This window comes from Sphingomonas faeni (assembly GCF_040407565.1).
Taxonomy (GTDB): Bacteria; Pseudomonadota; Alphaproteobacteria; order Sphingomonadales; family Sphingomonadaceae; genus Sphingomonas; species Sphingomonas faeni_F.
Window position 1 is genome coordinate 313459 of sequence record NZ_JAPZPR010000003.1, and the last position, 26358, is coordinate 339816.

At 65.4% G+C, this 26358-nt stretch carries 27 protein-coding genes; 18 read left to right on the top strand and 9 right to left on the bottom strand.

Annotation, left to right across the window (positions count from 1 at the left end; translation table 11 throughout):
* Positions 1 to 100 precede the first annotated feature (100 nt).
* Together O6Y00_RS08200 and O6Y00_RS08205 are read right to left on the bottom strand one after the other, a co-directional pair.
* The gene (locus tag O6Y00_RS08200; protein ID WP_353442090.1) at positions 101 to 877 is read right to left on the bottom strand and encodes a thioesterase family protein; all 777 of its coding nucleotides are present in this window, start codon (positions 875 to 877) and stop codon (positions 101 to 103) included.
* Positions 878 to 953: 76 nt separating this feature from the next.
* Positions 954 to 2546: a class I adenylate-forming enzyme family protein gene (locus O6Y00_RS08205; protein WP_353442091.1), complete on the bottom strand. Its 1593-nt coding sequence runs from the start codon at positions 2544 to 2546 to the stop codon at positions 954 to 956.
* Here O6Y00_RS08205 and O6Y00_RS08210 point away from each other — a divergent pair.
* The 3 genes from O6Y00_RS08210 to O6Y00_RS08220 all read left to right on the top strand — a co-directional run bounded on the left by O6Y00_RS08210 (position 2518) and on the right by O6Y00_RS08220 (position 5857).
* On the top strand, positions 2518 to 3234 hold the full coding sequence (locus O6Y00_RS08210; protein WP_353442092.1) for a glutathione S-transferase family protein: 717 nt from the start codon (positions 2518 to 2520) through the stop codon (positions 3232 to 3234). The two genes, O6Y00_RS08205 and O6Y00_RS08210, sit on opposite strands and share 29 nt — an antisense overlap.
* Complete coding sequence (locus O6Y00_RS08215; RefSeq protein ID WP_353442093.1) at positions 3231 to 4028, top strand: SDR family NAD(P)-dependent oxidoreductase; 798 nt, start codon at positions 3231 to 3233, stop codon at positions 4026 to 4028. The genes O6Y00_RS08210 and O6Y00_RS08215 overlap by 4 nt, the downstream gene beginning before the upstream one ends.
* A gap of 524 nt (positions 4029 to 4552) precedes the next feature.
* Positions 4553 to 5857, top strand: coding sequence for a spinster family MFS transporter (locus O6Y00_RS08220; protein ID WP_353442094.1), 1305 nt, complete (start codon positions 4553 to 4555; stop codon positions 5855 to 5857).
* Between the two features lie 162 nt (positions 5858 to 6019).
* Here the strand turns inward: O6Y00_RS08220 and O6Y00_RS08225 are convergent, their stop codons facing one another.
* On the bottom strand, positions 6020 to 6394 hold the full coding sequence (locus tag O6Y00_RS08225; RefSeq protein ID WP_353442095.1) for a hypothetical protein: 375 nt from the start codon (positions 6392 to 6394) through the stop codon (positions 6020 to 6022).
* 88 nt (positions 6395 to 6482) lie between these two features.
* Entirely contained in the window at positions 6483 to 7727 is a 1245-nt protein-coding gene (locus O6Y00_RS08230) for a TetR/AcrR family transcriptional regulator (RefSeq protein ID WP_353442096.1), read from the bottom strand.
* A 156-nt stretch (positions 7728 to 7883) separates the two neighbouring features.
* On the opposite strand from O6Y00_RS08230, the gene O6Y00_RS08235 reads away from it, so the two are divergent.
* The 7 genes from O6Y00_RS08235 to O6Y00_RS08265 all read left to right on the top strand — a co-directional run bounded on the left by O6Y00_RS08235 (position 7884) and on the right by O6Y00_RS08265 (position 15109).
* A complete protein-coding gene (locus O6Y00_RS08235; RefSeq protein WP_353442098.1) occupies positions 7884 to 9167 on the top strand; it encodes an acyl-CoA dehydrogenase family protein in 1284 nt (427 codons plus the stop codon).
* A 133-nt stretch (positions 9168 to 9300) separates the two neighbouring features.
* Positions 9301 to 10383 (top strand): Zn-dependent alcohol dehydrogenase, encoded by a 1083-nt coding sequence (locus O6Y00_RS08240; RefSeq protein ID WP_353442099.1) that lies wholly within the window; start codon positions 9301 to 9303, stop codon positions 10381 to 10383.
* 17 nt (positions 10384 to 10400) lie between these two features.
* Positions 10401 to 11444: a phosphotransferase family protein gene (locus O6Y00_RS08245; protein ID WP_353442259.1), complete on the top strand. Its 1044-nt coding sequence runs from the start codon at positions 10401 to 10403 to the stop codon at positions 11442 to 11444.
* 124 nt (positions 11445 to 11568) lie between these two features.
* Positions 11569 to 12333, top strand: coding sequence for an SDR family oxidoreductase (locus tag O6Y00_RS08250; RefSeq protein ID WP_353442100.1), 765 nt, complete (start codon positions 11569 to 11571; stop codon positions 12331 to 12333).
* A 15-nt stretch (positions 12334 to 12348) separates the two neighbouring features.
* The gene (locus O6Y00_RS08255) at positions 12349 to 13146 is read left to right on the top strand and encodes an SDR family NAD(P)-dependent oxidoreductase (RefSeq protein WP_353442101.1); all 798 of its coding nucleotides are present in this window, start codon (positions 12349 to 12351) and stop codon (positions 13144 to 13146) included.
* 64 nt (positions 13147 to 13210) lie between these two features.
* On the top strand, positions 13211 to 14386 hold the full coding sequence (locus O6Y00_RS08260) for an energy transducer TonB (protein WP_353442102.1): 1176 nt from the start codon (positions 13211 to 13213) through the stop codon (positions 14384 to 14386).
* A 108-nt stretch (positions 14387 to 14494) separates the two neighbouring features.
* On the top strand, positions 14495 to 15109 hold the full coding sequence (locus O6Y00_RS08265; protein WP_353442103.1) for a superoxide dismutase: 615 nt from the start codon (positions 14495 to 14497) through the stop codon (positions 15107 to 15109).
* A 74-nt stretch (positions 15110 to 15183) separates the two neighbouring features.
* On the opposite strand, the gene O6Y00_RS08270 is transcribed toward O6Y00_RS08265, so the two are convergent.
* The 4 genes from O6Y00_RS08270 to O6Y00_RS08285 all read right to left on the bottom strand — a co-directional run bounded on the left by O6Y00_RS08270 (position 15184) and on the right by O6Y00_RS08285 (position 20052).
* Positions 15184 to 15795: a septation protein A gene (locus O6Y00_RS08270; protein WP_259466773.1), complete on the bottom strand. Its 612-nt coding sequence runs from the start codon at positions 15793 to 15795 to the stop codon at positions 15184 to 15186.
* A gap of 124 nt (positions 15796 to 15919) precedes the next feature.
* Positions 15920 to 16855 carry a signal recognition particle-docking protein FtsY gene (ftsY, locus tag O6Y00_RS08275; RefSeq protein ID WP_353442104.1) on the bottom strand — a complete coding sequence of 312 codons (936 nt, stop codon included), beginning with the start codon at positions 16853 to 16855 and terminating at the stop codon, positions 15920 to 15922.
* Positions 16852 to 18099, bottom strand: coding sequence for a tRNA (N(6)-L-threonylcarbamoyladenosine(37)-C(2))-methylthiotransferase MtaB (mtaB, locus tag O6Y00_RS08280; RefSeq protein WP_353442105.1), 1248 nt, complete (start codon positions 18097 to 18099; stop codon positions 16852 to 16854). Before mtaB ends, ftsY begins: the two co-directional genes overlap by 4 nt.
* A 327-nt stretch (positions 18100 to 18426) precedes the next feature.
* The gene (locus O6Y00_RS08285) at positions 18427 to 20052 is read right to left on the bottom strand and encodes a putative bifunctional diguanylate cyclase/phosphodiesterase (RefSeq protein ID WP_353442106.1); all 1626 of its coding nucleotides are present in this window, start codon (positions 20050 to 20052) and stop codon (positions 18427 to 18429) included.
* A gap of 382 nt (positions 20053 to 20434) precedes the next feature.
* Between O6Y00_RS08285 and ffh the strand changes: the two genes are divergently transcribed.
* The 4 genes from ffh (at position 20435) to rimM (ending at position 23351) form a co-directional block, all read left to right on the top strand.
* Entirely contained in the window at positions 20435 to 21991 is a 1557-nt protein-coding gene (gene ffh / locus O6Y00_RS08290; RefSeq protein WP_353442107.1) for a signal recognition particle protein, read from the top strand.
* A gap of 67 nt (positions 21992 to 22058) precedes the next feature.
* On the top strand, positions 22059 to 22505 hold the full coding sequence (gene rpsP / locus O6Y00_RS08295; protein WP_187504196.1) for a 30S ribosomal protein S16: 447 nt from the start codon (positions 22059 to 22061) through the stop codon (positions 22503 to 22505).
* Positions 22506 to 22645: 140 nt separating this feature from the next.
* Positions 22646 to 22873 (top strand): hypothetical protein, encoded by a 228-nt coding sequence (locus O6Y00_RS08300; protein ID WP_353442109.1) that lies wholly within the window; start codon positions 22646 to 22648, stop codon positions 22871 to 22873.
* 1 nt (position 22874) lies between these two features.
* Positions 22875 to 23351 (top strand): ribosome maturation factor RimM, encoded by a 477-nt coding sequence (gene rimM, locus O6Y00_RS08305; protein WP_353442110.1) that lies wholly within the window; start codon positions 22875 to 22877, stop codon positions 23349 to 23351.
* Positions 23352 to 23429: 78 nt separating this feature from the next.
* On the opposite strand, the gene O6Y00_RS08310 is transcribed toward rimM, so the two are convergent.
* The gene (locus tag O6Y00_RS08310; RefSeq protein ID WP_353442111.1) at positions 23430 to 24335 is read right to left on the bottom strand and encodes an NAD(P)/FAD-dependent oxidoreductase; all 906 of its coding nucleotides are present in this window, start codon (positions 24333 to 24335) and stop codon (positions 23430 to 23432) included.
* 81 nt (positions 24336 to 24416) lie between these two features.
* On the opposite strand from O6Y00_RS08310, the gene O6Y00_RS08315 reads away from it, so the two are divergent.
* Genes O6Y00_RS08315 through rplS form a run of 4 tightly spaced genes read left to right on the top strand, consistent with a single transcriptional unit; the run spans position 24417 to position 26182 of the window.
* Positions 24417 to 24689: an AbrB/MazE/SpoVT family DNA-binding domain-containing protein gene (locus O6Y00_RS08315; protein WP_353442112.1), complete on the top strand. Its 273-nt coding sequence runs from the start codon at positions 24417 to 24419 to the stop codon at positions 24687 to 24689.
* Complete coding sequence (locus O6Y00_RS08320) at positions 24649 to 25065, top strand: type II toxin-antitoxin system VapC family toxin (RefSeq protein WP_353442113.1); 417 nt, start codon at positions 24649 to 24651, stop codon at positions 25063 to 25065. Before O6Y00_RS08315 ends, O6Y00_RS08320 begins: the two co-directional genes overlap by 41 nt.
* Positions 25062 to 25793: a tRNA (guanosine(37)-N1)-methyltransferase TrmD gene (gene trmD / locus O6Y00_RS08325; protein ID WP_353442114.1), complete on the top strand. Its 732-nt coding sequence runs from the start codon at positions 25062 to 25064 to the stop codon at positions 25791 to 25793. The genes O6Y00_RS08320 and trmD overlap by 4 nt, the downstream gene beginning before the upstream one ends.
* Positions 25790 to 26182, top strand: coding sequence for a 50S ribosomal protein L19 (gene rplS / locus O6Y00_RS08330; protein ID WP_031395442.1), 393 nt, complete (start codon positions 25790 to 25792; stop codon positions 26180 to 26182). The genes trmD and rplS overlap by 4 nt, the downstream gene beginning before the upstream one ends.
* Positions 26183 to 26358 lie beyond the last annotated feature (176 nt).

Genomic DNA, 26358 nt, shown 5'->3' on the forward strand with positions numbered 1-26358 from the left:
CGATAGTCGCTCTTATCGACCCGACCTGTGCCACGGGTTTGTCGGGCGCGCGCCAAACTGTCGCAAGATGTGTCGGGATATGTGTCGTGGTCGGCCAGGATCAGGCGAAGATCGCGACGCTCTGCATCTGTTCGGCGACCGGCGTGCCGTCGGCGTTCCAGATTGCCATCTGCTGGCTCGAACTGCCGTCCTTTGTGTAGTCGGTGGTCGCGCGGAGCAGCCACCAGCCGTCCTGCGTCACTGGCTGCGGCCCGAGGATGTTGAGCAGCCACGTCATCGAACTGAGCGGGGCGGGGCCGCCCAGCAGCTTCAGCGCGGCGGGCGGCAGGCAATCGGCGATCGCGATCAGCTCGACCATCGGATCGAGGCCCTCGCGTTCGACCAGCCGCGCCCAGCGCAGCCATTCGGCAGGCCCGACGCTGTCGTCGCGGCGATCGAGCAGGTCGAAGTTCCGCGAGAAGGCGACCGCGCTGTGGCCGCGGAACGTCTGCGTGTCCGGCCCCGGCACCGGGAAGTCGGGCGCACTGCCGGTCTGGTGATCGACGCGCGATTCGACCGCCGCCATGAACACGAACGTCGCGCGCAACCCGAGCCCGGCCGCGCTCTCGACGTCGGCCTGGACGAAGGCCGCGTTGCGTCCGCGCCGCAACCGGCTCGCGCGGATCGTGATATCACCCGACAATGGCCCGATGAACGACACCTGCGCGGACCGCAGCGGCGGCAGGTCGATATCGGACTGCTGCGCGACATGCAGCGCCAACGCCGCGGAGAAACCGCCATACGCCGTGCGCCCCTGCGTCCAGTTCTCGGGCACGGTGCCGCGCCAGCCGCCCTCGATCGGCTTGAGCGCGTCGATCGCCTGTTTGAGGGTTGTCATGAGCGTATCTTTCTCGTCTGCATGTGATTGTGCGCGGCGAGCCCCGAGCTTGCCTCCGTCGTCATCCTGACTTTCCTCAGGATGACGGGGCCGTAGATGCGAGCCGATCGCGCAGTTCGCGCTTGAGCACTTTGCCGATCGCGCTGCGGGGGAGTTCGTCCGCGACGTGCAGCGCGGACAGCCGCTGCGTCTTGCCGAGCTGCGCGTTCGCCCACGCCAGGATCGTGGGCGTATCTTCCGTCGTGTGAGCGTGCGGTACGTAGAAGCCAACCGGCGTTTCGCCCCAGGCTTCGGACGGAACGCCGATCACCGCGCAGTCCGCCACCGCCGGGTGCCGGGCCAAGACGGCCTCCAGGTCCGATGGGTAGATGTTGAACCCGCCCGAGATGATCAGGTCCTTCTTCCGGTCCATCAGCGTGAGGAAACCGTCCTCGTCGAACCGCCCGACATCGCCGTGGCGGATGTAGCGGTTGCCGTCCGCATCACGCCATTCGGCGTCGCGGGTCGCCTCGGCGCGTCCGTGATAGCCGTTCATCATCGCAGGGCTGCGGCCGACGACCTCGCCCATCTCGCCGGGCGCGACCTCGTTGCCGTCGTCGTCGATCAGGCGGATCTCGTGGCCCGGCATCGGCTGGCCGACGGTGTGCAGCTTGGTCGGGTTGGCGGTCGCGTTCAACGCGCAACTCGCGCCGCCCTCGGTCATGCCGTAGAATTCGACTAACACGCCCGGCCAGCGCGCGACCACGTCGGCTTTCAGCGCGGCGGAGAACGGCGCGCTGGTGCTGGTCTTGAAGCGGAAGGTGGACAGGTCGAAGGCGTCGAAATCGGGCAACGCCATGATCCGCTGATACTGGACCGGAACGAGCATGGTGTGCGTGGCGCGATGGCGTTCGGCGAGTTCGAGATAGGCGCGTGCGTCGAACTTCTTCATCAGCACCACCGTTCCGCCCCAGCCGAGCGTCGGCAGGAAGCTGACCAGCGTGGTGTTCGAATAGAGCGGCGTGGCGATCATCGTCACCGCGGTATCGAACCCGGCGGCGGTGTTCCGCGCGATATGCGCCCAGCGCATTGCATGGCTCTGGACGATGCCTTTCGGCGTGCCGGTGGTGCCAGAGGAATAGATGATGTTGAACGGGTCTTCGGGTGCGATCGCGACAGGGATTGGCTTGGCGCCATCGAGAGCGAGCCAGTCTACAAAATGGTAGAAAGCGTGTTCCCCCGCGAAGGCGGGGGCCCAGTCTGGGCCGCCGCCTTCGCGGGGGAACACGACCACGCGCGTCGACAAAGATTGCCCCTCCAACGCCCGAGCATTCTCCGCATCGAGGAACACGATCGGCGCGCCGCTGTCCGCAATCATCGCCCCGATCGCCGCCGGCGTGGCGGACGGCGCGATCGGCGTCGCGACGCAGCCTGCGCGTACCGCACCAAGGAATGCCGCGGCGTAATAGGTCGTCGGCGCCGCGACGATCGCCACCGCGGTTCCCGGCGCGACCCCGTCTCGCTGCAACGCCGCAGCGACCCGGTCCATCACAGCATCGAGCGTCCGGTAGTCGATACTGTCCTGCGCGTCGGCCACGGCGGTACGATCGCCGCGTTCGAGCGCATGCGCGCGGATCAAATCGGGCAGGGTGGCGAAGCCCTTGGCGAGCATCTCTGCGGCAGTCGTCATCCGCGCATCGCTAGGCGAACGCGCCTGGCAATGCCATACGGTATATTCGAAAACCGATATCGAGGAGACGCCGATGCTGTTCTACGATAGTGCGCTGCCCGCGCCAAACCCGCGCCGCGTCCGCATCTTCCTCGCCGAGAAGCATCTCCGCGTGCCGATGGCGCAGATCTCGATCCCGAAGGCCGAGCACAAGGCCGAGGCGTTCCTGTCGGTCAACGCACTCGGCCAGACGCCCGCGCTCGCGTTCGACGACGGGCGCGTGCTGACCGAGAGCGTTGCGATCTGCCGCTATTTCGAAGTGCTGCATCCCGATCCGCCGATGTTCGGCCACGGCGCGCACAACATCGCCGAGATCGACATGTGGACCAGGCGTATCGAACTCCGCCTGATGACGCCGCTGTCGATGGTCTGGCTGCACACGCACCCCTGGACCGCCCGCATCGTGAAGCCGCAATATACCGAGTTCGGCGAGAGCCAGCGCCCGCGCGTGCTGGCCGCGATGGCGGAATTCGACCACGCGCTCGACGGGCGCGACTGGCTCGACGGCGAGCGCTATACGATCGCCGACATCGTCCTGCTGACGACGATCGACTTCGCGACGTTCGTCGGCGTGACGATGCCAGGCGAACTGACACATCTGAAGGATTGGCACCTCCGCGCGTCCGCTCGTCCGAGTGCGCAGGCGTGAGCGACGTCCTGCAAGGCGCGGTCGCGATCGTCACGGGTGGCGGCACGGGCATCGGCGCTGCGGTCGTCCGGCGACTGGCGGCACGCGGGGTGTCGTGCGTGATCAACTACGCGACCAGCCGCGCCGAGGCCGAGGCGCTCGCCGCGGAGGTGGGGCAGGGCGCGATTGCGGTGCAGGCGGACATTGTCGGCGACGACGCCTGTCGCGCGCTGGCGCTGGCGGCCACCGACGCGTTCGGGCGGATCGATTTCCTCGTTAACAATGCCGGCAAGACGAAGTTCGCCGCACACGAGGATCTCGACGCGCTCAACGCGGAGGATTTCATCGACATCTACCGGCTGAACGCGATTGCACCCTTCCAGATGGTTCGCGCCTGCGCTCCGGCGTTGCGCGCAAGCCCGATGGGCGCGGTCGTCAACGTGGCGAGCGTGGCAGGGGTGTTCGGGATGGGATCGTCGGTCGCCTATGCCGCCTCGAAAAGCGCGCTGGTGACGATGACCAAAAGTCTGGCGCGAGTCCTGGCGCCGGAAATCCGCGTCAACGCGGTCGCGCCCGGCTATGTCGCGTCCGGCTGGTACGAGAACCGGCTGGGTGCCGAAGGATTTGCCACGCTGAACGCCAAGGTCGCCGCGTCCGTGCCGATGGGCTTGGCGACCTCTCCCGAGGATATAGCGGGCCCGATCGAGATGCTGCTCGATCCGATGAGCCGCGTGATGACGGGCGAGGTGTTGCTGCTCGATGGCGGCGGGCATCTCGACGTCGCCCTTTCGCGACGCCCCGGTCGCGAAGGGTGAGGGCCCGGAATGACGCAACATTAGGGGCACTCGCTACGCAAGACTCACTGCCGCGGCGAGGGCCGGCGCACAGTAGGTGAACTTCACAATCAAGCTCTTCACCGCGTTCAATCGATTGCATCCCGACCAAGGCGGGCGAAGTGGTTCGACAGCAATGGCGCCTGTACGAAAAGAACCTTTGCAACGCCGGTTTTGTGTGCGAGGGAGCCGCATACCCGGTATTCAGATTGCCCGGACGCTCCGCTCCATCGCCGATGGATCGATGAGCCCGGCCACGAGGTTGGAGAGGGGATAAGGCGGAAGAGCGACCCACGGAGGTCGCATCTTCCGCCGTCCTTCTTCGCCATTCCCGACTTGACCCGAGATAGTGGCAGGAAAGTCTCTCGGCGTCGTCCGCGCCGCCGGTTTGCAGCTCGTTTCAGCCCGTATGAGGTGTCCCGCGGCCGATCGCTGCAAAGGTTTCGCTTGTCTGGTACGGCGCGGATACCCTAGCCTTTGCCGCTATTCGACGTCGAGGTATCGCAATGGCCGTAGCGTATCAGTCCCATCCCGAGATCGCCGATGCGCTGGCGATGAAGCGACGGGGCCTGACGCTCGCGCTGCTCACCTTCACATATTTCTTCAGCTACATGGACCGCCAGATCCTCGCGATCCTGCTCGAACGGATCAAGGCGGACCTCGTGCTGACCGACACGCAACTTGGGTTGCTGTCGGGGCTCGTCTTCGCGATCTTCTACGCGACGCTCGGCATTCCCGTCGCGCGACTCGCGGATCGGACCAGCCGGCGCAACATCATCGCCGCGAGCCTGACGATCTGGAGTGCGATGACCGCGCTGTGCGGGCTCGCGCAGAATTTTACCCAGCTGATGTTGTTCCGGATCGGCGTCGGGATCGGCGAGGCGGGGTCGAGCCCGCCCAGCCATTCGATCATCGCCGATCTCTATCCGCCCGAGAAGCGTGCGAGCGCGATGGCGGTGTACTCACTCGGCGTGGTCCTCGGTTCGGGGTTCGGCACGCTGATCGGCGGCGTCGTCGCGCACTCGTACGGCTGGCGGATCGCGATGATGACCGTCGGCCTGCCGGGCGTCGCGCTTGCGATCCTGGTCCGGCTGTTCATGGTCGAGCCGCGTCGCGGACTGTCGGACGCGGCGCGTGCGACCGCGGTCACGCCGATGCCGAGCGTCGCACAAGGGTTCGCGTCGATGTGGGCGAGTGCACCGGCGCGACACCTGGTGATCGGCGTCACGCTGATGTCGATGATCGGCTATGCGCTGACCGGCTGGGGGCCAAGCTATATGCAGCGCTCGCTCGGTGTGTCGATGCTCGACGTCTCGCGCTATATCGCGTTGCCTGGTGCGTTCTTCGGGGCGATCTCGGCGCTTGCGGGCGGCAAGATCGCCGACGTGATGGCGAAGCGACACGGTCTGCATGTCCAGAGCTGGGTCGTGCTGGTGATGAAAGGCCTGTCGCTCCCGTTCGCGCTGGCCTTCTACCTGATCGACGTGCCGTTCGTCGCGATCGGTGGGTATTTCGTCTATCTGTTGTTCGCCAATTCCTATCTCGGGCCGAGCTTCGCGCTGATCCAGCATCTCGCGCCATTGCAGATCCGCGCGATGTGGGCGGCGATCACGTTGCTGGTGATCAACCTCGTCGGGCTCGGCCTCGGACCGACGCTCGTCGGCTGGCTGAGCGACTTGCTCAAACCCGGATTCGGCGAAGATTCACTGCGCTATGCACTCGTGATCATCGTGCTGATGACGCCGTGGGCGCTGTTCCATTACTGGCGCGCCGGGGTTCTGCTGAAGCGGGACGAAGAGTTGGCCAGGTAACACGCGCCATCGTCCGTCATCCTGACGAAAGTCAGGACGCAGAGTTACCAACGCCGTCCCTCGCAATCCTGGGTCCTGACTTTCGTCAGGATGACGAGGTGGGGGCGCGTTGGCGATCTCCAGACGGTCGCAGGATGATTGTCGGAATACTGCTCAGCCGAGCTATCCTTTGGGCCCATCCTCCAGCATCCAAGCCATCGCGGTCTCGCGGTCGTCGAACACCGCCATGTCGTCGCGCACCGCGGCGATCCGTTTGACCTGCAACCGCGCAAGCTTGCCGTTCGTGTACAGCGCAACCTTTCGCGACTTGAGCGGCAGCGTTCGCGCCGTGTTTTGCAGCATCGCGATCACCTCCTGCGGCTGGATCGCGGACTTGGAGAAATTGCACAGCAGCATGTGGCGTTTGCCAGTCGCGAGTACGCGGCGCGCCTCGCGCTCCAGGTCGATGAGGAAGCCCTCGACATGCTCGATCGTCCAGAACCCCGACGCGTCGACCTCGATGATGCCGGATGCGAGATCGGTGGTGATCGTATGCATAAACCCTCCAGAGAGGGGCTGAATCACGCCACGCGGTTTAACGAATGGTAAGCAACCCGTAACGGATGCAATCGCACCCGATCTGCGGTCAGGCCTTGGCCATCCGGTCGTCGAACAGGCCGTACATCAGCGTCGACGCGTACATCGCGACGGCACGCTCGCGCGGCATGGTCGACGCCCATTTGCGCATGTCGAAAGCGGCGTTCTGCACCGCCATCAGCGCTTGTGCGGCGATCAGCGCATCGACCGCGCGGATCGAGCCTTCACCGATGCCGTCCATCATCATGCCCGCATAGCGTCGCGCGATGCCGTTCGACCGGTCGACCATCGCGTTGCGCACGCCGACCGGCAGACCGCTCAACGCAGTCGTGCGAAGCAGCGGCCCGCGCTCGGCGAACTGCACGTCGAGCAACGTCGCGACGGTGCTGGACAACTTGTGCCAATAAGTCCCGCCTTCGGCCTCGCCGCGGCTCTGCGCATCGGCGATCGTGTCGAAGCTCCGGCGGTAACACGCGATGACGAGATCGTCCTTGGCGTCGAGATGGTGGTAGAAGCTGCCCTTGGTCACGTTCAGTTCGGACGCGATCTTCTGTACCGACGCGCCGCGATAGCCGAGCTCGTTGATCAGGCGCGTCGCTGCGAGCAGGAAAGCCTCGCGGCCGGGCTCCGCCTCGTCGTGGCTCAGGTCAAGCACGGTGGGGGACCAAGTCGCGCCCTCGCCGGCGATGCCGTGCGCGAACACGTCCATCAGGCGCTCCTCGACACGGCCATATTGATCGGGTTCGTAGCGGTTCAGCCAGGCCGGCAGCCAGAACGTATTCTCGAGCACCACGTGCGCGCGGGCGCCGTTGAGGTCGGTCTGCGCACGCGAGCTGGTCGGGCCCCACAACAGGCGCGTGCGGCGGAACACCTCCCGCCAGCCGCCCATCAGCCGGCTGCGCATCGGTTCCTCGGTTGCACGAAGATCGGACAGGACCGCGAACGCCTTTTCCTCGCCACGCTGGATGCGGGCGAGCCGATCCATGTTAAGCGCGAGGTAGCGCCGTACGCGATCCTCGGGCGTCGCCTCTTCCATCGCGACGTCGAGCATCGCGATCAACGATTCGAGCGTGTTCTCGAACGCGGCGGCGGCAAGGTCTTCCTTGCGCTTGAAATAATAGGTAACGCTCGTCGTGTTGAGCCCGACGCGGCGCGCCACGTCCGCGAACGTCATGCCCTTGGCACTCTGTTCGTTGATCGCTTCTGCTGCCGCGGCGAGGATCGCGTCACGCTTCGCGCGGAAGCGCTTGGTGCCCTGTTCGCTCTCGTCGCTGGCCTCTGTCGGAACCTTCATCGAAACACCCTACCAGCTTCGATTTGAAGATACAGTGCTTTTTAGGCGCTTTCGGGGCGGACTTGAAAACATGCTTTCGGGGGGCCTCCGCACGCTTTACCGAATGTGCGGTATGGTCTAACCCGCCATAAAAGCGACGATGAACGGAGAGCCCCGATGGATTTCACGCTGAGCGAACGAGAGACGTATTTCCGGGACCGGGTCCGCGATTTCATCGACCACAATATCCGCCCCCGGCAGGCCGATTACGACCAGCAGGCGCATGAAGGCGAGCGCTGGAAGGTGATTCCGGTGATCGAGGAGATGAAGGAGAAGGCGAAGGCCGCCGGGCTCTGGAATTTCTTCATGCCGCCGCATTCGGGCCAGACGCATGTCGACGATTCGTTCGAGTTCGAGGGCACGCAGCTCACCAATCTCGAATATGCGTTATGCGCGGAGGAGATGGGCAAGGTCGGCTGGGCGAGCGAGTGCTTCAACTGTTCGGCGCCCGATACCGGCAACATGGAGGTGTTTCACCGCTACGGCACGCGCGAGCAGAAGGACCGGTGGCTCGGGCCGCTGATGCGCGGCGAAATCCGCTCGGCGTTCCTGATGACCGAGCCTGCGGTGGCGTCGTCGGATGCGACCAACATCGAGACGTCGATGGTGCGTGACGGCGATCACTACGTGATCAACGGCACCAAATGGTGGTCGAGCGGCGTCGGCGATCCGCGCTGCAAGATCGCGATCGTGATGGGCAAGACGAGCTTCGAGGGATCGCGGCACCAGCAGCAGAGCCAGATTCTCGTGCCGATGGATACGCCCGGCGTGACCATCAAGCGGATGCTCTCGGTCTATGGCTATGACCACGCGCCGCATGGGCATGGCGAAGTCGTGCTGGAGAATGTCCGCGTGCCGGTCGAGAACGTGCTGCTCGGCGAAGGGCGCGGGTTCGAGATCGCGCAGGGGCGGCTTGGGCCGGGCCGTATTCATCACTGCATGCGGACGATCGGCGTGGCGGAGACCGCGATCGAGGCGATGGCGCGACGCCTGCTCGACCGCGTCGCGTTCGGCAAGCGGATCGCCGACTTCTCGGTTTGGGAGGAGCGCATCGCCACCGCGCGGATCGATATCGAGATGACTCGTCTGCTCTGCCTCAAGGCGGCGGACATGATGGATAAGGCGGGCAACAAGTCCGCGCAGATCGAGATCTCGATGATCAAGGTCGCCGCGCCGAACATGGCGTTGCGGATCCTGGACGATGCGATCCAGGCGCATGGCGGCGGCGGGGTGTCAGGCGATTTCCGATTGGCGCACGACTGGGCGGCGATGCGCACCCTGCGGTTCGCGGATGGCCCGGACGAGGTCCACAACCGCTCGATCGCACGCAATGAGTTCGGGAAATACGGCGACTTCCGCAAGGGCGGGGTGTCCAGCGGGGATGTCGGGGTGAGCCGGTAAACCCAACCCCGTCCGTTTTTCTTCTTCGTCATCCTGGGCTCGACCCAGGACCCAGAGCCACAAGCGCGACGATCTTGGCTCTGGGTCCGGACTTTCGTCAGGATGACGGTCTCGTTTCGGAGCGCACCTACCCATGAAAGCCGCAGTCCTTTTCGAAGCCAATACCCCGCTCAGTATCGAGGATGTCACCATCTCGAAGCCGACGGCGCACGAAGTACTGATCCGCACCGTGGCAGTCGGCGTGTGCCGGTCCGACCTGCATTTCGTCGACGGCGCCTATCCGCACGTGATGCCGACCATTCCCGGGCATGAGGCTTGCGGCGTCGTCGAGGCAGTCGGCGACGAAGTGCGCGGCGTGAAGGTCGGCGACCATGTCGTGACCTGCCTCTCGGCGTTTTGCGGTCAGTGCGAGTTCTGCGTCACCGGCCGGATGTCGCTGTGCATCGACGCCAGCGTGCGCCGTCCCAAGGGCGCCGCACCGCGCCTCATGCTCGGCGATCGGCCGATCGCGCAGATGCTCAACCTCAGCGCCTACGCGGAAATGATGCTGGTCCACGAACACGCGTGCGTCGCGATCGACCGCGACATGCCAATGGACCGCGCGGCGCTGCTCGGCTGCGCGATTACCACCGGGGCAGGGGCGGTGTTCAACACTACGGATGTGACGCCGGGCGAGACGGTATGCGTGGTCGGTTGCGGCGGGATCGGGCTCGCTGCCGTCAACGCGGCGAAGATCGCCGGCGCTGGGAAGATCATCGCGCTCGATCCGGTACCCGAGAAGCGTGCGATGGCGGAGAAGCTCGGCGCTACGCACAGCATCGATGCGCTCTCCGACACCGCCGCGGACGAGGTCGTCGCGATCACCAAGGGCGGCGTGCATCACGCGATCGAGGCTGTCGGGCGTGCGCAATCGGCGGCAACCGCTGTAAAGGTGCTGCGGCGCGGCGGCACTGCTACGATCCTCGGCATGATGCCGCTCGGCGAGAAGGTCGGGCTGTCGGCGATGGACCTGCTGTCGGGCAAGCGCTTGCAGGGCGGCTTCATGGGCTCGAACCGCTTCCCGGTCGACATCCCGCGGCTGGTCGATTTCTACATGCGCGGGTTGCTTGATCTCGACACGATCATCGCCGACCGGATGCCGCTGGAGCGGATCAACGACGCGTTCGACGAGCTTCGTCGCGGTGACACGACCCGTAGCGTGATCACCTTCTCGTGAGCGACGCATCGACCAGCATGGTCGGCACGATCGAAGTTGGCGACAAGGACCGTCTCGACCTCGATACGCTTGGCGCATGGATGACGGCCAACGTGCCCGGCTATGCCGGCCCGCTGACCTACGCGAAGTTCGCTGGCGGCCAGTCGAACCCGACCTACCGCCTCGATACACCGGATCGCGCCTATGTGCTGCGCCGGAAACCGTTCGGGCCGATCCTGCCGAGCGCACACGCCGTCGACCGCGAATACCGCGTGATTGCGGGCCTCCATCCGACCGGCTTCCCGGTGCCTCGGCCCTATGGTCTTTGCGAGGACGCGGCGGTCATCGGTTCGGCCTTCTACGTTATGGAGATGGTCGAAGGGCGGACGATCTGGGACGGCGCGATGCCCGGCGCGACTCCGTCCGAGCGCACCGCGCATTACGAGGCTATGGTCGACACGCTCGCGGCGCTTCACAACACCGATTACGCGGCGGCGGGGCTCGGCGAGTACGGCAAGCCCGGCAATTATTTCGAGCGCCAGGTCGGCCGCTGGACCAAGCAATATCGTGCCGCCGAGACCGAGCATATGGAGTCGGTCGAACGCCTGATCGAGTGGCTGCCGCGTACGCTGCCCGAACAGACGCGGACCTCGATCGTCCACGGCGACTACCGCATCGACAACATGATCTTCGCGCCGTCCGAGCCCAAGGTCATCGCGGTGCTCGACTGGGAGTTGTCGACGCTGGGCGATCCGCTGGCGGACTTCTCGTATCTGCTGATGAGCTGGGTGACCGAACCCGAGGGGCGCTCGGGGGTGCTCGGCATGACCGGCCCGGAGACGGGCATCCCGACGATCGAACAGGTCGTCGCGCGCTATTGTGCTGCCACCGGTCGCGATGGCGTCCCCGATCTCAACTGGTATTTCGCCTATAACCTCTTCCGCCTGACCGGCATCGTCCAGGGCATCAAGAAGCGCATCATCGACGGCACTGCTTCTAGCGCTCAGGCGGAGAAGACGGTCGCGAAGATCCACGGTCTGGCGGACGCTGCCTGGGGCTTCGCGGTGAAGGCGGGGGCGTAATTCATCCCCCTCCCGCATGCGGGAGGGGCTAGGAGTGGGCTCGCGCTCACCATAACCGATACCGTTTGCGGAGGCCGGGCGCCCACCCCCGACCCCTCCCGCATGCGGGAGGGGAGAAGCAAGAATGTCGCAGTTCGACCTAACCGGGATGGTCGCCATCGTAACCGGCTCTTCGCGCGGGATCGGCTTGGCCTCCGCGCGCGAACTCGCCGAGCACGGCGCGAAAGTCGTGATCTCCAGCCGCAAGCAGGACGCCTGCGACGCCGTCGCGGCCGAACTTAACGCCAGACACGGCGACGGCACCGCGATCGCCATCGCCGCCAACATCTCCGACAAGGCTGGCCTACAGCACCTCGTCGACCAGACCCGCGCCCAGCTCGGCCGCATCGACATCCTCGTCTGCAACGCCGCCTCGAACCCCTATTACGGGCCCCAGGCCGGCATCGCCGATGACCAGTTCCGCAAGATCCTCGACAACAACATCGTCTCGAACCACTGGCTGATCCAGATGGTCGCGCCCGAGATGCTGGAGCGGCGCAACGGCAGCATAATCATCATCTCGTCGATCGGCGGGCTGCGCGGTTCACCGGTGATCGGCGCCTATTGCATCAGCAAGGCCGCCGACATGCAGCTCGCGCGCAACCTCGCGGTCGAGTTCGGCCCGTCGAACGTCCGCGTGAACTGCATCGCGCCTGGCCTGATCAAGACCGACTTCGCGCGCGCCCTGTGGGAAGACCCGCAGCGGATCGAGGCGGCGAACACCAGCGTGCCGCTCCGCCGGATTGGCGAGCCCGAGGAGATCGCCGGGGCAGTCGTCTTCCTGGCGTCGTCGGCAAGCAATTTCATGACCGGCCAGACGATGGTCATCGACGGCGGCGTCACGATCTAACCGAAGGACCATGCGATGCGCTTTACCGACAAATCGATCATCGTCACCGGCGCAGGCTCCGGCATCGGCCGTGCCGCCGCGCTCCTGTTCGCGAGCGAAGGGGGCAAGGTCGTCGTCGCCGACAAGACCGAGGGCGCGGACGAAACCGCGCACCTGATCACGCAGGCCGGCGGCACGGCGAAGGCGATCCGCATCGATGCCGGCCTCGAAGACGACGTGATCCGCACGATCGCGCTCGCCTGCGACAGCTTCGGCGGGCTCGACGTGATGTTCGCCAATGCGGGTATTTCGGGCGGCATGGCGAACCTGTTCGACACCGACGTCGCGCTCATCACCGAAGTGCTGCGCGTCAACCTGATCGGCCCGTTCCTCGCGATCAAGCACGCCGCGCCGCGCATCGCCGAGCGCGGAAAGGGCGCGATCGTCCTCACCGCCAGCGTCGCCGGCATCCGCTCCGGCGCGGGCTCGCCCGCCTATTCCGCGTCGAAAGCCGGCGTCATCAACCTCGCCGCCGTCTCGGCCCAGCAACTCACCGGCTCGAACGTCCGCGTCAACGCGATCTGCCCCGGCCTGACCGAGACCGGCATGACCAAGCCCGTGTTCGATTACGCACGCGAGGCGAACAAGATGGACCGCGTCGGCCGCCTCAACCCGCTCCACCGCGGCGCGCAGCCCGAGGAGCTCGCCAAGGTCGCGCTGTTCCTCGCCTCCGACGACGCCAGCTATGTCAACGGCCAAGCCATCGCAGTCGATGGCGGCCTGTCGTCGAGCCATCCGGTGACACGACAGGAATACGGCAAGACTGCTGCCTGACCGACTTGCGGGCGTAGCATTTGCGCGGCACGATGCGACATTCGACAGGGGAGTGGGCATGGGCATGACGAGATTACCCGCGTTGATGCTGACGGTCGCGCTATCGAGCGTCGCCGTCGACGGGCAAGTCCCGCCGCCGCCGATCGTCGGCACATCGCATGAGGTCATTCCGCACGCCCGGACAATGCCATTCGCAAATCTCGCTGCCGGGCAGGTGTTGGTGACCTGGACCCCGCAAAATGTTCGTTGCGGCGGCGTGCCCATTGCCTTTTCACAAGCGCCGGCGCCGATGCCCGCGCTCAGCTGGTCCGGCGCGGCGAACATCCTGAAATCCGTCGACTATAGCTTCACGGTCGACGCCGCCGGTCGGCCACTCGACGTAGGCCGGGGTTCGAAGGAATATCTCCCTGCGGGCACCGATCTTGCGCCGGCTCTGGTTGCGGCAAAGTTCGCCCCAGGCAATCCGCGGCAGGGCTGTTCCCTGACGTTCGTTCCTGCTGCGAGCGCAGTGTTGGAGGCATCTGTCACGGCACTGATGACGTATATCATGTTTCCCGAACAACGGCCGACGCCGGCGATGTTCGCGCAGATCAGGCCCGTCGGCTCGACCTGTTTCGATCCGCCGCCGGAAATCCGCAATCGGGCATTCCCGGCGTTTGATTCGATCCCGAAGCAGCCGGGTCAAGCTGGCTGGAGCATGATCGGGTTCGATATCGACGCGCGCGGCAAGCCGGTCCATCTGAAGCACGAGGCCGGCAACGGCAACGCGGTGCTGGATAAGGCATCGCTCGCTGCGGTCGCCGACTCGAAATTTGCGCCTGGCGCGCGGACGGGCTGCCAATATCCGTATTGGATCGCCGCAGCGACACTACCACCGCCGCCGATACCCGAAGAGGCGCCGTTCAGGCCCGCCAACGCCACGTGCCCGCTGAAAGCCGACTGGGCGACCAAGCCGCCGCTGAACTATCCGCGGAACTTCGGGCGGCGCTGGATCGAGGGCTGGGCGATCATAGGCTACGACGTCGCATCCTGGGGTGAGACCGGCAATGTGCGTGTGCTGGCGTCGCAACCGTCGGCGGAGTTCGGCGAACAGGCATTGCAGATGCTGAGCAGCGCCAAGTGGGCCGCGTCGGCGACGGGCTATGTCGGCTGCGTCGATCGGGTGGCATTCCGAATGCCGCGTCCGGGCGCAAAGCCGAATACGCCCGATGCAGCCGAGAACGTCCCGCTGCCCTTCTGACCTGTACGGCCCGTCGATCCAATCGAAGGTACGCTTGCGCAACGACTTTTGCGGGACCATTTGCAGCACGCGGGCGTTGAGCGTCCGACCCCATAAAGGAGAACCCCCATGGCTTTCGAACTCCCACCGCTGCCGTACGCCTATGACGCGCTCGAGCCGGTGATCGACCAGGAGACGATGAAGTTTCATCACGACAAGCATCACGCGGCGTATACCGCGAAGCTGAACGAAGGCGTCGAGAAGGACTCCGCGCTGGCAGGCAAGTCGATCGAGGACATCCTCGGCATGATCTCGTCGCAGCCGCCGCTGGTCCGCAACAATGGCGGCGGTTTCTGGAACCACGACTTCTTCTGGAAGACGATGGCGGCCAAGAGCGGCCAGGCGCCGTCGGGCAAGCTCGCCGAGGCGATCGATCGTGATTTCGGCAGCCTCGACAAGCTGAAGGAAGAGTTCAACACCAAGGGTGCGGGGCAGTTCGGCTCGGGCTGGGCATGGCTGATCGCCGACGACAGCGGCAAGCTGAAGGTGACGAGCACGCCGAACCAGGACAACCCGCTGATGGACGACGCCAAGGAGCCCGGCACGCCGTTGCTCGGTAACGACGTCTGGGAGCACGCCTATTACCTGACGTACAAGAACGATCGCCCGGGCTATCTTAAGGCCTGGTGGGACATCGTGAACTGGGACGTCGTCGGCGAGCGCTACGCGAAGGTCGCGGGCTAAGCCGAGCTAAGATTGTTCCCCCGCGAAGGCGGGGGCACAGTCTGGACTCCCACCTTCGCGGGAGAACAAGAAAGTTACCCTTCGGGCGGCAGGTCGGTGACGGCTTTGTCGCCCGTTTGCAATCCGTGCTTCAGCAGCATCGGAATGTTGGCGAACGCGAAGAGCAGCGTCAGCGGGATGGCGCCCCAGAGCTTGAAGCCGACCCAGAAATCCCAGGTCGTATTGCGCCACACCGCCTCGTTCAGCACTGCCATGAACACGAAGAATACCGCCCAGTTGCGCGTGAGCTTGCGCCAGCCGTCGGCGGACAGACCGGGGTAAGCGGTGGCGAGCAGCGACTGGAGCAGCGGGCGTCCGGTGACGAGCCCGAACGTCAGGATCGCCGCGAACATCGCGTAGATGATGGTCGGCTTCATCTGGATGAAGCGCTGGTCGTGGAAATAGATCGTCAGCCCGCCGAATACGACGATCAGCGCGCCCGACAGCCACAGCATCGGCGAGATATGCCCCGCCTTGACCTTCGACACGATCATCGCGGCGATCGTAGCGATAATGAACGCGGTGGTGGCGGCGACGACGCGGACTATCGGCAGGCCGGGGGTGAGGAAGTTCACCGCGAAGAAGACCGCGAGCGGGCCATAGTCGACCGCCATGCGGAGGCCGGGGGATAGGGGGGGCTTGGTCACTGGGTTATCCACGAAATACGGTAAGATGCCGTTTGTCCTGAGCGTAGTCGAAGGACATTGCCACAAGCTGACCAGTCCTTCGACTTCGCTCAGGACGAACGGGGGAAGGGCGGCAGGGCAAGCGTTACTTCCGGATGCTCTCCACGCCGGCGATGATCCGACTCACCTCGTTCGCATCGAACGGGCGAAGATCCGTCATGCCCTCGCCGATCCCGATCGCGTGGATCGGCAGGCCGTATTTTTCCGCCGCCGCGACCAGCACGCCGCCGCGTGCGGTGCCGTCGAGCTTGGTCATCACGAGGCCGGTGACGCCCGCGACCTCCTTGAAGACCTCGATCTGCTGGAGCGCGTTCTGGCCGGTCGTCGCGTCGAGCACGAGGACGATGTCGTGCGGGCTCTCGGGGTTGATGCGACCCAGCACACGCCGGATCTTGGCCAGTTCGTCCATCAGCTCGCGCTTGTTCTGGAGGCGGCCGGCGGTGTCGACGATCAGCACGTCGATGCCTGTCTCGGTCGCCTTCTTGACTGCGTCCCACACCACGCCTGCCGCGTCGCCGCCCTCGGGGCCGGTCACGATCGGTACGCCGACGCGCTCGGCCCAGGTGCGGAGCTGACCGATCGCGGCGGCGCGGAAGGTGTCGCCGGCCGCCAGCATCACGCCGTAATCCTGCTCCATCAGCAGGTGCGCGAGCTTGGCGATCGTGGTGGTCTTGCCCGAGCCGTTGACGCCGATGACGAGGATCACCTGCGGGCGCGGGAAGGCGTCGATCTCGATCGGCTTGGCGACCGTGGCGAGCACTTTCTCGACCTCCTCCGCCACGATCACGCGGATGCCGAGTTCCTCCATGTTGCGTTCGAAGCTGCCTTCGGCGAGGCGGTGGCGGATGCGGCCGGCGGTCTCGGGGCCGAGATCGGAGGCGATCAGCGCTTCCTCGATATCGTCGAGCGTCGCATTATCCAACCGCGCGCCGCCGAGCCCTGCGAGGTTGCCGACGAGCCGGTCGGAGGTGCGCTTGAAGCCGCCGATCAGCTTGTCGTGCCAAGTGGGGGTGGTGCTCATGATGGTTCTCGTGTTGCGCTGAGGCGGTCGGACGTGGCGCCGGTGATTCTGATGCGGACGATGTCGCCGGGTATGGCGTGTTCGTCCAGTGAGACTTCGGCAAAATTGCCGATATGCCCGCGGTCGCCGGGGCGTTCGACTAGCAGATGCTGCGACGTGCCGACCAGCGTTTGCAGCCAGTTCGCTCGCGCTGTCTCGCCGGCCTCGCGAAGCAGTGCGGCGCGCTGGCGGCGGACTTCGGGCTCGACCTGCGGCATTCGCGCGGCGGGGGTGCCGGCGCGGGGCGAGTAGGGGAAGATGTGCGGGTGGACGATGTGGCAATCGTCGATCAGCGCGCGCGTGTTGGCGAACATCGCCGCGTCCTCGGTCGGGAAACCGGCGATCAGGTCCGCGCCGATCGCGATGTCGGGGCGCGTTGCCTTGAGGCGCTCGACGAGGGCAACGCTTTCGGCGCGCGAATGGCGGCGCTTCATGCGCTTGAGGATCATGTCGTCGCCGGCCTGCAACGACAGGTGGACGTGCGGCATGATCCGCGCTTGGTCGGTCAGCAGCGCGAAGAGGCGGTCGTCGATCTCGATGCCGTCCAGCGAAGACAGGCGCAGGCGTTCGAGCTTCGGCACGTGGTGCAGGATGCGCTCGACGAGATGGCCGAGCGTCGGCGCGCCGGGGAGGTCGGGGCCGTAGCTGGTCAGGTCGACGCCGGTGAGGACGATCTCGCGGTGGCCGGCGTCGACGAGGCCGGCAATCCGGTCGACAACCGCGCCCGCGGGGACCGAGCGGCTCGGGCCGCGACCGAATGGGATCGCGCAGAAGGTGCAGCGGTGATCACAGCCGTTCTGGACCTCGACGAACGCTCTAGCGTGGGCGGAGAAGCTCGCGGCGAGGTGGGGCGCGGTCTCGCGGACCTGCATAATGTTGGAGACGACGACCGGAGCGTCAGTCTGCCAGGCTTGCGACGTCAGCTTGTCCGCATTGCCGACGACGCGGTCGACTTCGGACATAGCCGCAAAGCTCGCCGGGTCGATCTGCGCGGCGCATCCGGTGACGACGATCTGGGCGTCCGGTCGATCGCGCTTGGCGCGGCGGATGGCGACGCGCGTCGCCTTCACCGCGGCGTTGGTGACCGCGCAACTGTTGACCACGACCATGTCCCGCCCGGCAACGAGTGCGCGGATGGTCTCGCTTTCGGCGATGTTGAGGCGGCAGCCGAGGCTGATGACCTCTGGCTGCGGGGCAGATGGCATGGTGCGCGATTTAGGAGGGGCGGGGGGGGAAGTCCACGGTTGGTGTTTCAGGGATAGCGTCCGCCTGCATTCTCCTGCGAACGCCGGGCCTAAGTTACCAATCGCAGCACTGCTTGGTTCTGGGCTCCGCCTTTTGCGGGAGAACTAGCGTAATGGAGGTGCTCCTCATCCATCAGTCACCACCCCGGCGAAGGCCGGGGCCCAATTGGGGAACGCTGCTAACTACGGACTACCCGCGGTTACTGGGACCTTCCCAATTGGGCCCCGGCCTTCGCCGGGGTGGTCGTAAGTTGGGTTAGGCCACACAAGAATAAGCGTGTATTGCAATCACCCCGCCAACCGAGGTGCGATCCCCCGCGGCGGCGGCGCGTCCCGGTCCGGCCGCTGGGCCAGCAACCGCTTCTCCGCCAGCAAGCGCCGGACTTGCGCCGCACCCAGCGGGCGCCCGTACAGATAGCCCTGGCCCTTCGCACATCCCATCGCCCGCAGGCGTTCCTCGATCGCTGCGTCCTCGATTCCTTCCGCGGTCGTCGGCAGGTTCAGGCTGTCGCCCAGCCGCACGATCGTGTTGACGATCGCCATGCTCTCGGGGTTGTCGAGGATCGATCCGACGAAGCTCTTGTCGATCTTGATCCGGTCGAACGGCAGCGCCCGCAGATGCGCAAGGCTCGAATAGCCGGTGCCGAAATCGTCGAGCGCGATCCGGATGCCCTGGTTCTTGAGGCTTCCGACGATCGACTGCGCGAGCGGGAGGTTGTCGAACAGCGCGCTTTCGGTGATCTCGATCTCGAGCCGGCTGGCGGGAAAGCCGGTCTCGACCAGCGTCTTGATGATCTTCTGCGCGAGCCAGGCATCGCGTAGCTGTACCGGCGAGACGTTGACCGACAGCGTCAGTCCGGCGTCCCAGTCGCGGGCCGCAGCGAACGCCTGGCGCATGATCGACAGCGAGAGCTCGCCGATCAACCCGATGTCTTCGGCGATCGGGATGAAGACGTCGGGTGCGATAATGCCCTTGGTCGGGTGTTCCCAGCGAGCGAGAACCTCGAAGCCGGTGATGCGGCCGGTGGTCAGATCTACCTGCTGCTCGAAATAGGGAACGACCTCCTGCGCGGGAATCGCGTTGCGCAGTCCCGCTTCGAGTTCACCGCGCAGTTGCAGCGAGCGTTCCATCGATCGATCGAACCAAGCATGGCGACCGCGCCCGGCGGTCTTGGCTGCATGAAGCGCGATGTCGGCGTTGCGCAACAGCGTGTCGACCGAAACGCAATCGACGTCGGAACGAGCGATGCCGATCGACACACTGGTATGGATATCGACGCCGTCGGTGCGGAACGGCAGGCCCAGACCGGCGACCATCCGTTCGGCGATCCGGTCGGCGACGTTCTTGTGGGCGGAATCGAACACGAACGCGCAGGCGAACTCGTCCGCACCGAGACGCGCGAGCAGACTGGTGCTGGGCGCGATCGCCGCGATCGTCTCGGCGACGTGGGCGAGCAGCAGGTCGCCAACCGCATAGCCGTGCAGGTCGTTGACGCTCTTGAAGTGATCGATGTCGATCGTCAGCGTGGCCATCGCCTTGCCGCGGCGACGGGCGCTGGCGAACAGCGTTGCGCCGTCCTCGGACAGGCTGCGGCGATTGAGGAAACCGGTCAGCGGATCGCGCTGCGAGAGCGCCTGCGCGCGGCGACCGGCTTCGGTCAGGTCGCTGAGTTCGACGGCGAGCGCGCGGTAGCGGAACCAGCCGAACAGGATCAATGCGATGTTGAGCAGCATCGCAGCGATCAGCGTACGGTCGATCACCGCGTTGCTGCCGTGCAGATGCGCGAGCGCCTTGACGACCACGGTGCCACCCGTGCCGACGAGCAGCAAGATCGCGGCGCCCGTGACGGCGCCGGTCATGAATTCCCGACTGATGTTGCGGGGCGCATGCGTCGCCGCCGACTTTACGGTCATGGAGGTGGCCTGTCTGGTCTTCGATTGGTTCATGGTGTCGCACGGGAGAGGTGTAGGAGGTGTTAAGGGGAAGCCGGCGCGGGACGGGGCGTGGCGTGGACGCGATTGGTTGATCTGCATTACTCCCACGTTGCGCCGGCGCTAGCGGGTTTCCTCGCGAGGGTGGGGCCAGCCCTATCTTCCGCCTCTGCCGAAAGTGGCGATGCGGGTGCTTCGCAGCCCGGCCCGCGACGCATCTTGCATCTCCGCCGGCCTTCCAGTAGGTGGGTGCCCACGTTCCGTTACGGGGCGCATATGACGAGCATCCAAGGATGCACGCTGGCCGGCGAGGTTTCGCCCGCCGGCGCTTTTGCGTTTGGTAGCGGTAGTAGGGAGTATTTCGATGTTCGAAAGCCTGAGCGATCGACTTGGCGGCGTCTTCGACCGCCTTCGCGGCCGGGGTGCGCTGACCGAAGCGGACGTGCGCGCGGCGATGCGCGAGGTGCGCGTCGCGCTGCTCGAAGCCGACGTCGCGCTGCCCGTCGCGCGCGAGTTCGTCGAGAAGGCGACCGAGAAGGCGATCGGCCAGAACGTCCTGCGCTCGGTCACGCCGGGGCAGCAGGTCGTCAAGATCGTCAGCGATGCGCTGGTCGAGATGCTCGGCTCGGATGCCGTCGAGCTGGAGCTGGGCGTCACGCCGCCGGCCGTCATCATGATGGTCGGCCTCCAGGGCTCGGGCAAGACGACCACGACCGCCAAGATCGCCAAGCGGCTGGCGGCGGGGCAGGCCAATTTCGGCCAGGCCGGTCGCGAGCGCAAGAAGGTGCTGATGGCGTCGCTCGACGTCAATCGCCCGAACGCGCAGGAGCAGCTCGCGACGCTCGGCACGCAGATCGACGTCGCGACTCTGCCGATCGTGCAGGGCCAGCAGCCGGTCGATATCGCCCGCCGCGCGATGCAAGCGGCCAAGCTCCAGGGCTATGACGTCCTGATGCTCGACACCGCGGGTCGACTCCATGTCGATCAGGCGTTGATGGACGAAATGAAGGCGGTCGCCGACGTCGCGAACCCGGCCGAGATCCTGCTGGTCGTCGACTCGCTGACCGGCCAGGACGCGGTCAACGTCGCGCAGAACTTCAGCGATCAGGTGCCGCTGACGGGTATCGTGCTGACCCGGATGGACGGCGATGCCCGCGGCGGCGCGGCGCTGTCGATGCGCGCGGTCACCGGCAAGCCGATCAAGTTCGCCGGCACCGGCGAGAAGCTCGATGCGCTCGAGGCGTTCCATCCCGAGCGCGTCGCTGGCCGTATCCTCGGCATGGGCGACGTCGTCAGTCTGGTCGAGCGCGCTGCGGAGTCTATCCAGCAGGAAGACGCCGAGCGCATGGCCGCCAAGATGGCCAAGGGTCAGTTCGACATGAACGACCTGCGCGCCCAGCTGGCGCAGATGCAGCGGATGGGCGGGCTCGGCGCGCTGGCGGGGATGATCCCCGGCATGAAGAAGGCGCAGGGCGCGGTCGCGTCGGTCGGTGGTGAAAAGGTGCTGGTGCACATGGACGCGATGATCGGTTCGATGACGATCAAGGAGCGCAACAAGCCCGAACTGATCAACGCCAAGCGCAAGATCCGCATCGCCAAGGGCTCCGGGACGACCGTTCAGGAGGTCAACAAGCTGCTCAAGATGCACCTCGAAATGTCGACCGCCATGAAGAAGATCAAGAAGATGGGCGGCATGAAGGGCATGATGGCGATGCTCGGCAAGGGTGGCCTTGGCGGCGGTCTTGGCGGTATCGGCAATGCGATCGGCGGGCCGCAGATGGGCGACATGCTCAACAAGGCTGGCGCGGGTGGCCTGCCCGGCGGTGGCGGCGGTATGGGCGGCGGCGGTCTGCCGGGGCTTGGTGGCCCCAAGATGCCGCAGATGCCGGCCGGTTTCGACGATTTTCTGAAGAAGAAATAACCCCTTATCCAACCACGACACCTCGGCTTTCGCTCGGGGATCTATCTAGAAAACGAAGGAAAATATCATGGCAATCAACATTCGCCTCGCGCGCGGTGGCTCCAAGAAGCGTCCTTACTACAAGATCGTCGTTGCCGATGCGCGTTCGCCGCGTGACGGCCGCTTCATCGAGAAGATCGGCAACTACAACCCGCTCCTCGCCAAGGACAACGAGCAGCGCGTGCAGCTCGACGCCGACCGCGCGAAGCATTGGCTGAGCGTCGGCGCGCAGCCGACCGACCGCGTCGCGCGCTTCCTCGACCAGGCTGGCGTGCTCGAGCGTTCGGCGCGCAACAACCCGAACAAGGGCAAGCCCGGCGAGAAGGCCACCGAGCGCGCCGAAGAGCGTGCGACCAAGGCGGCTGAAGCTGCCGAGGCCGAGGCTGCTGCAAAGGCCGCACCTGCGACCGGCAGCAACGAAGAGACCGAGCAGGTCGCCGCTGCCGAAATCGAAGACGCAACGAGCGCTTCGTAAGATCCGGAGGCGGTCGGGACGTCCCGGCCGCCCTTGTTCCGTCATCCCAGCGAACGCTGGGATCCAGTGCCGGGGACGGCAACGTTCGTGACCCTGGGTCCTGGGTCGAGCCCAGGATGACGGCGAGGGAGGGGCCCCGCATGTCCGCTCCCCCTACGGATGCGCAACCGCACCCGATCGGCCATTCGTGCGTTCTCTCGATCGGTAACCCCGAACAGGAGCGCATTATGGCCCCCGAAACCGACTCCCGCACAGCCCCCGCACCCGAGGACATCGAAGATGCCACCAACCAAGGCGTCTCCGCCGACGACCCCGCCGAAGGCTCCGACGACACTCCCGGCCGCGACGAAGGCTCCGCGCAAGGCTGACGTGACGCTCGCCGTCGTAATCGGTGCGCACGGCATCGGTGGCGAAGTGCGGCTGAAGGTCTTCGCCGAGAATTTCGGGAGCTATAAGAGCTTCAACAACGGCGCGCTGTCGCTGAAGTCCGCCCGCAGCGGCAACAACGGCATGATCGCGCGCTTCGCCGAGGTCGCCGATCGCAACGCTGCCGAGGCGATGCGCGGAACCGAACTGACGGTGCCGCGGTCGTCGCTGCCGCCGTTGGAAGACGGTGAATATTATCATACGGATGTGATCGGGCTCGATGTCGTCTCGACCGATGGCGAGGCGATCGGACGCGTTGTGGCAATCGATAATTTCGGTGCGGGTGACGTGATCGAGATCGAGCGGCCGTCCGTGGACGACAAGCCCGGCAAGCGGTTCATGATTCCGATGCGCCCTGAAGCCGTACCCGAATGGAATGCTGATCGGCTTATCGTCGAGGCCTCGTTCGCCGCTGAGTAAGCCTTGTTCTCCCGTGAAGGCGGGAGTCCAGTCTGGGTCCCCGCCTTCGCGGGGAAACAATCTCTTTCGAGCGTGCGATTACCGCCGAAGTGGTCGCTGCTCGGCGAGCATGTTGCGGATCGTCGTGGCGGCAACGCCCGCTTCGCCCATTGCGTGGCTGATCTGGTCGAGCCCCTTCACCACGTCGCCCGCCGCGAACAGGCCGGCAATCGACGTGCGTTGGTGCGAGTCGACCTCCAGGCACCCATCCTCCGACGCGCGCGCGCCTGCCGCGACGGCCAATTCCGAACGGATGACGGATCCGAGCGCCGGATAGATGCTGTCGAACGACAACCGCCCCTCGACCGTGTCGAATGCGAGCTTGTCACCCTCGATCGCGTAGTCCCCACAAGGCCCACCGACGCGGACAATCCCGGCATCGTCGAGCGCCGCCTCGCATGCGGGATCGAGATCGTGGCTTCCCTCGGGCGCGATCAGCGTCACGTCCTTTGTGTAGCCGCGCAGGAACAGCGCCTCGCGCATGCCGTGGTCGCCGGTGCCGATGATGCCGACGCGTTTGTCGGTGACTTCGTAGCCGTCGCAGATCGGGCAGTAGCGGAGCAACCCGGCCTCCAGCGCTTCGTCGTGGATCGCGTCGGGCATGTTTGGACGGTTGTTCACGACCCCGGTGGCGAGCAGTACGCTCCGGGCTCGCGCGCGGCGATCACCCAGCCGAACGGTGAAGCTGTCGTCGTCGACTTCGATCGCATCTACCCGCACGCCCTCACGCACCGCACCGTAATTCTCCGCCTGCGCCAGCATCCGCGCGAGCAGGTCGGTGCCTCGGATGCCGTCTGGATAGCCGGCGTGATTGTGCGTGCACGGGATCAGCGCGGCGCGGCTGCTGCCGCAATCGAACAAGCGGATCGAGAGGTGGAATCGCGCTAGATAGATGGCTGCGGTCAGCCCTGCCGGGCCAGCGCCGATGATGATGCAATCGTCCATGTCCCGCGAGCGTTTCGCAGGCGTAATTGTTCCTTGAGATCTGCAGTGATGTATATACGTAACGTATACACGGAGGCTGTCATGACCAAGGAATATCGTGCCAAGACGTTCAAGTCGGGTAATTCGGTTGCGTTGCGGCTGCCGAAGGGATTGGGCATTGAGGAGGGCCGTGAGATGATGGTCCGTAAGGAACATGGTCGGTTCGTAGTCGAGCCGATCGTGACGGAGCGCAAGAAGATCGACCTGACTGGCATCTACGGTTCGATTCCCGGACTAAAGTTGCTGACGGACGAGGATCGGATTATGGAGCCGCGTGATCTCGACTGGACCGGAGCGTTGCTCAAGCATGAGTGAGCCACGCTTCCTGCTCGACTCGAACATTCTGATATATCTGCTGAAGGGCGTTTCGAAGCGTGCACGAGAGCACGTCGAAACCTGCGATCCGGGTGAACTGGTTACGTCCGCGATTGCCTTTGCCGAGGTCATGCGCGGCATCGAACCTGAAGATCGCGTGCAGATCGAAGGCGCGCGCCGGTTATTCGGTCTGGTTGCGGTGCTGCCGTTCGATATTGACGCCGCAAGCGCGTATCGGCGGGTGCCGTTCAAACGCGGCAAGTTCGACCGGCTGATCGCGGGACATGCGCTTGCGCTCGGGTTGACCCTTGTTACGAACAACACCGAAGATTTCGCCGATGTGCCCGGCCTTCGCATAGAGAATTGGACGCTGTGACTTTCGCTGCCACGATATTGACGCTGTATCCGGAGATGTTTCCCGGGCCGCTGGGGACGTCGCTCGCGGGGCGGGCGCTAGGGGAGGGACGGTGGTCCTGCTCGCCGGTGCAGATCCGGGACTTTGCGACGGACAAGCACAAGTCGGTGGACGATACGCCGGCGGGGGGCGGGGCCGGGATGGTGCTGCGGGCCGACGTCGTGGCCTCGGCGATCGACAGCGTTGCGGATGGGCGGCCGGTGCTGGCCATGACTCCTCGGGGGAAGCCTCTCACGCAGGAGCGGGTGCGGGAGCTCGCGCAGGGCCCCGGCGTCACCATTCTCTGTGGCCGGTTCGAGGGGTTCGACGAACGCCTGTTCGAGGCGCGGGAGATCGAGGAGGTCTCGATCGGCGACTACATCCTGTCGGGGGGCGAGATGGGCGCGCTGGTGCTGCTCGATGCTTGCATTCGGCTGCTGCCCGGCGTAATGGGCGCGGCTTCTAGTGGGGATGACGAGAGCTTCGAAACGGGGCTGCTCGAATATCCGCACTATACCCGACCTCAGATATGGGAAGGGCGCACGATCCCGCAGGTGCTGCGATCGGGGGATCATGCGAAGATCGCTGCATGGCGCAAACGCCGCGCGGAGATCGATACACGGTCACGGCGACCGGACCTTTGGGAGCGCCATGAGGGCGTTCGGGTCCAGTCGCCCTCTGGCGCGCAGCGACACGAGGACGAGACATGAACCTGTTGCAGACGATCGAAGCCGAGAACATCGCGAAGTTCCTGGCCAACAAGACGATCCCCGATTTCCGCCCCGGCGACACGCTGAAGGTCGGCGTGAAGGTCGTCGAAGGCGAGCGCACGCGTATTCAGAACTACGAGGGCGTGTGCATCGCGCGCTCGAACAAGGGCATGGGCTCGAACTTCACCGTGCGTAAGATGAGCTTCGGCGAGGGCGTCGAGCGCGTCTTCCCGCTCTACTCGCCAAACGTCGATTCGATCGAAGTCGTCCGCAAGGGCGCCGTGCGTCGCGCCAAGCTGTATTACCTGCGTGGCCGCACCGGCAAGGCAGCGCGTATCGCCGAGCGTCGCGACATGCGCCCTGCCAAGGGCACCGCAGCCGCCGAGTAATCGGAGCCTGCCAGAGTTGAAGAAGGGCGCGGGGGCGATGGTCCCCGCGCCCTTTTTCGTTGTGCGCGGGGCGGGGGCTGGTTGGGGGGGCAAGGTGTTGGAAGTGTTGTCGTTTGTTGGTGTTTCGCGTTTATGCTGCGGTGCGGAAGTATAGGAAGTGTAGACGCTGGGAAGCT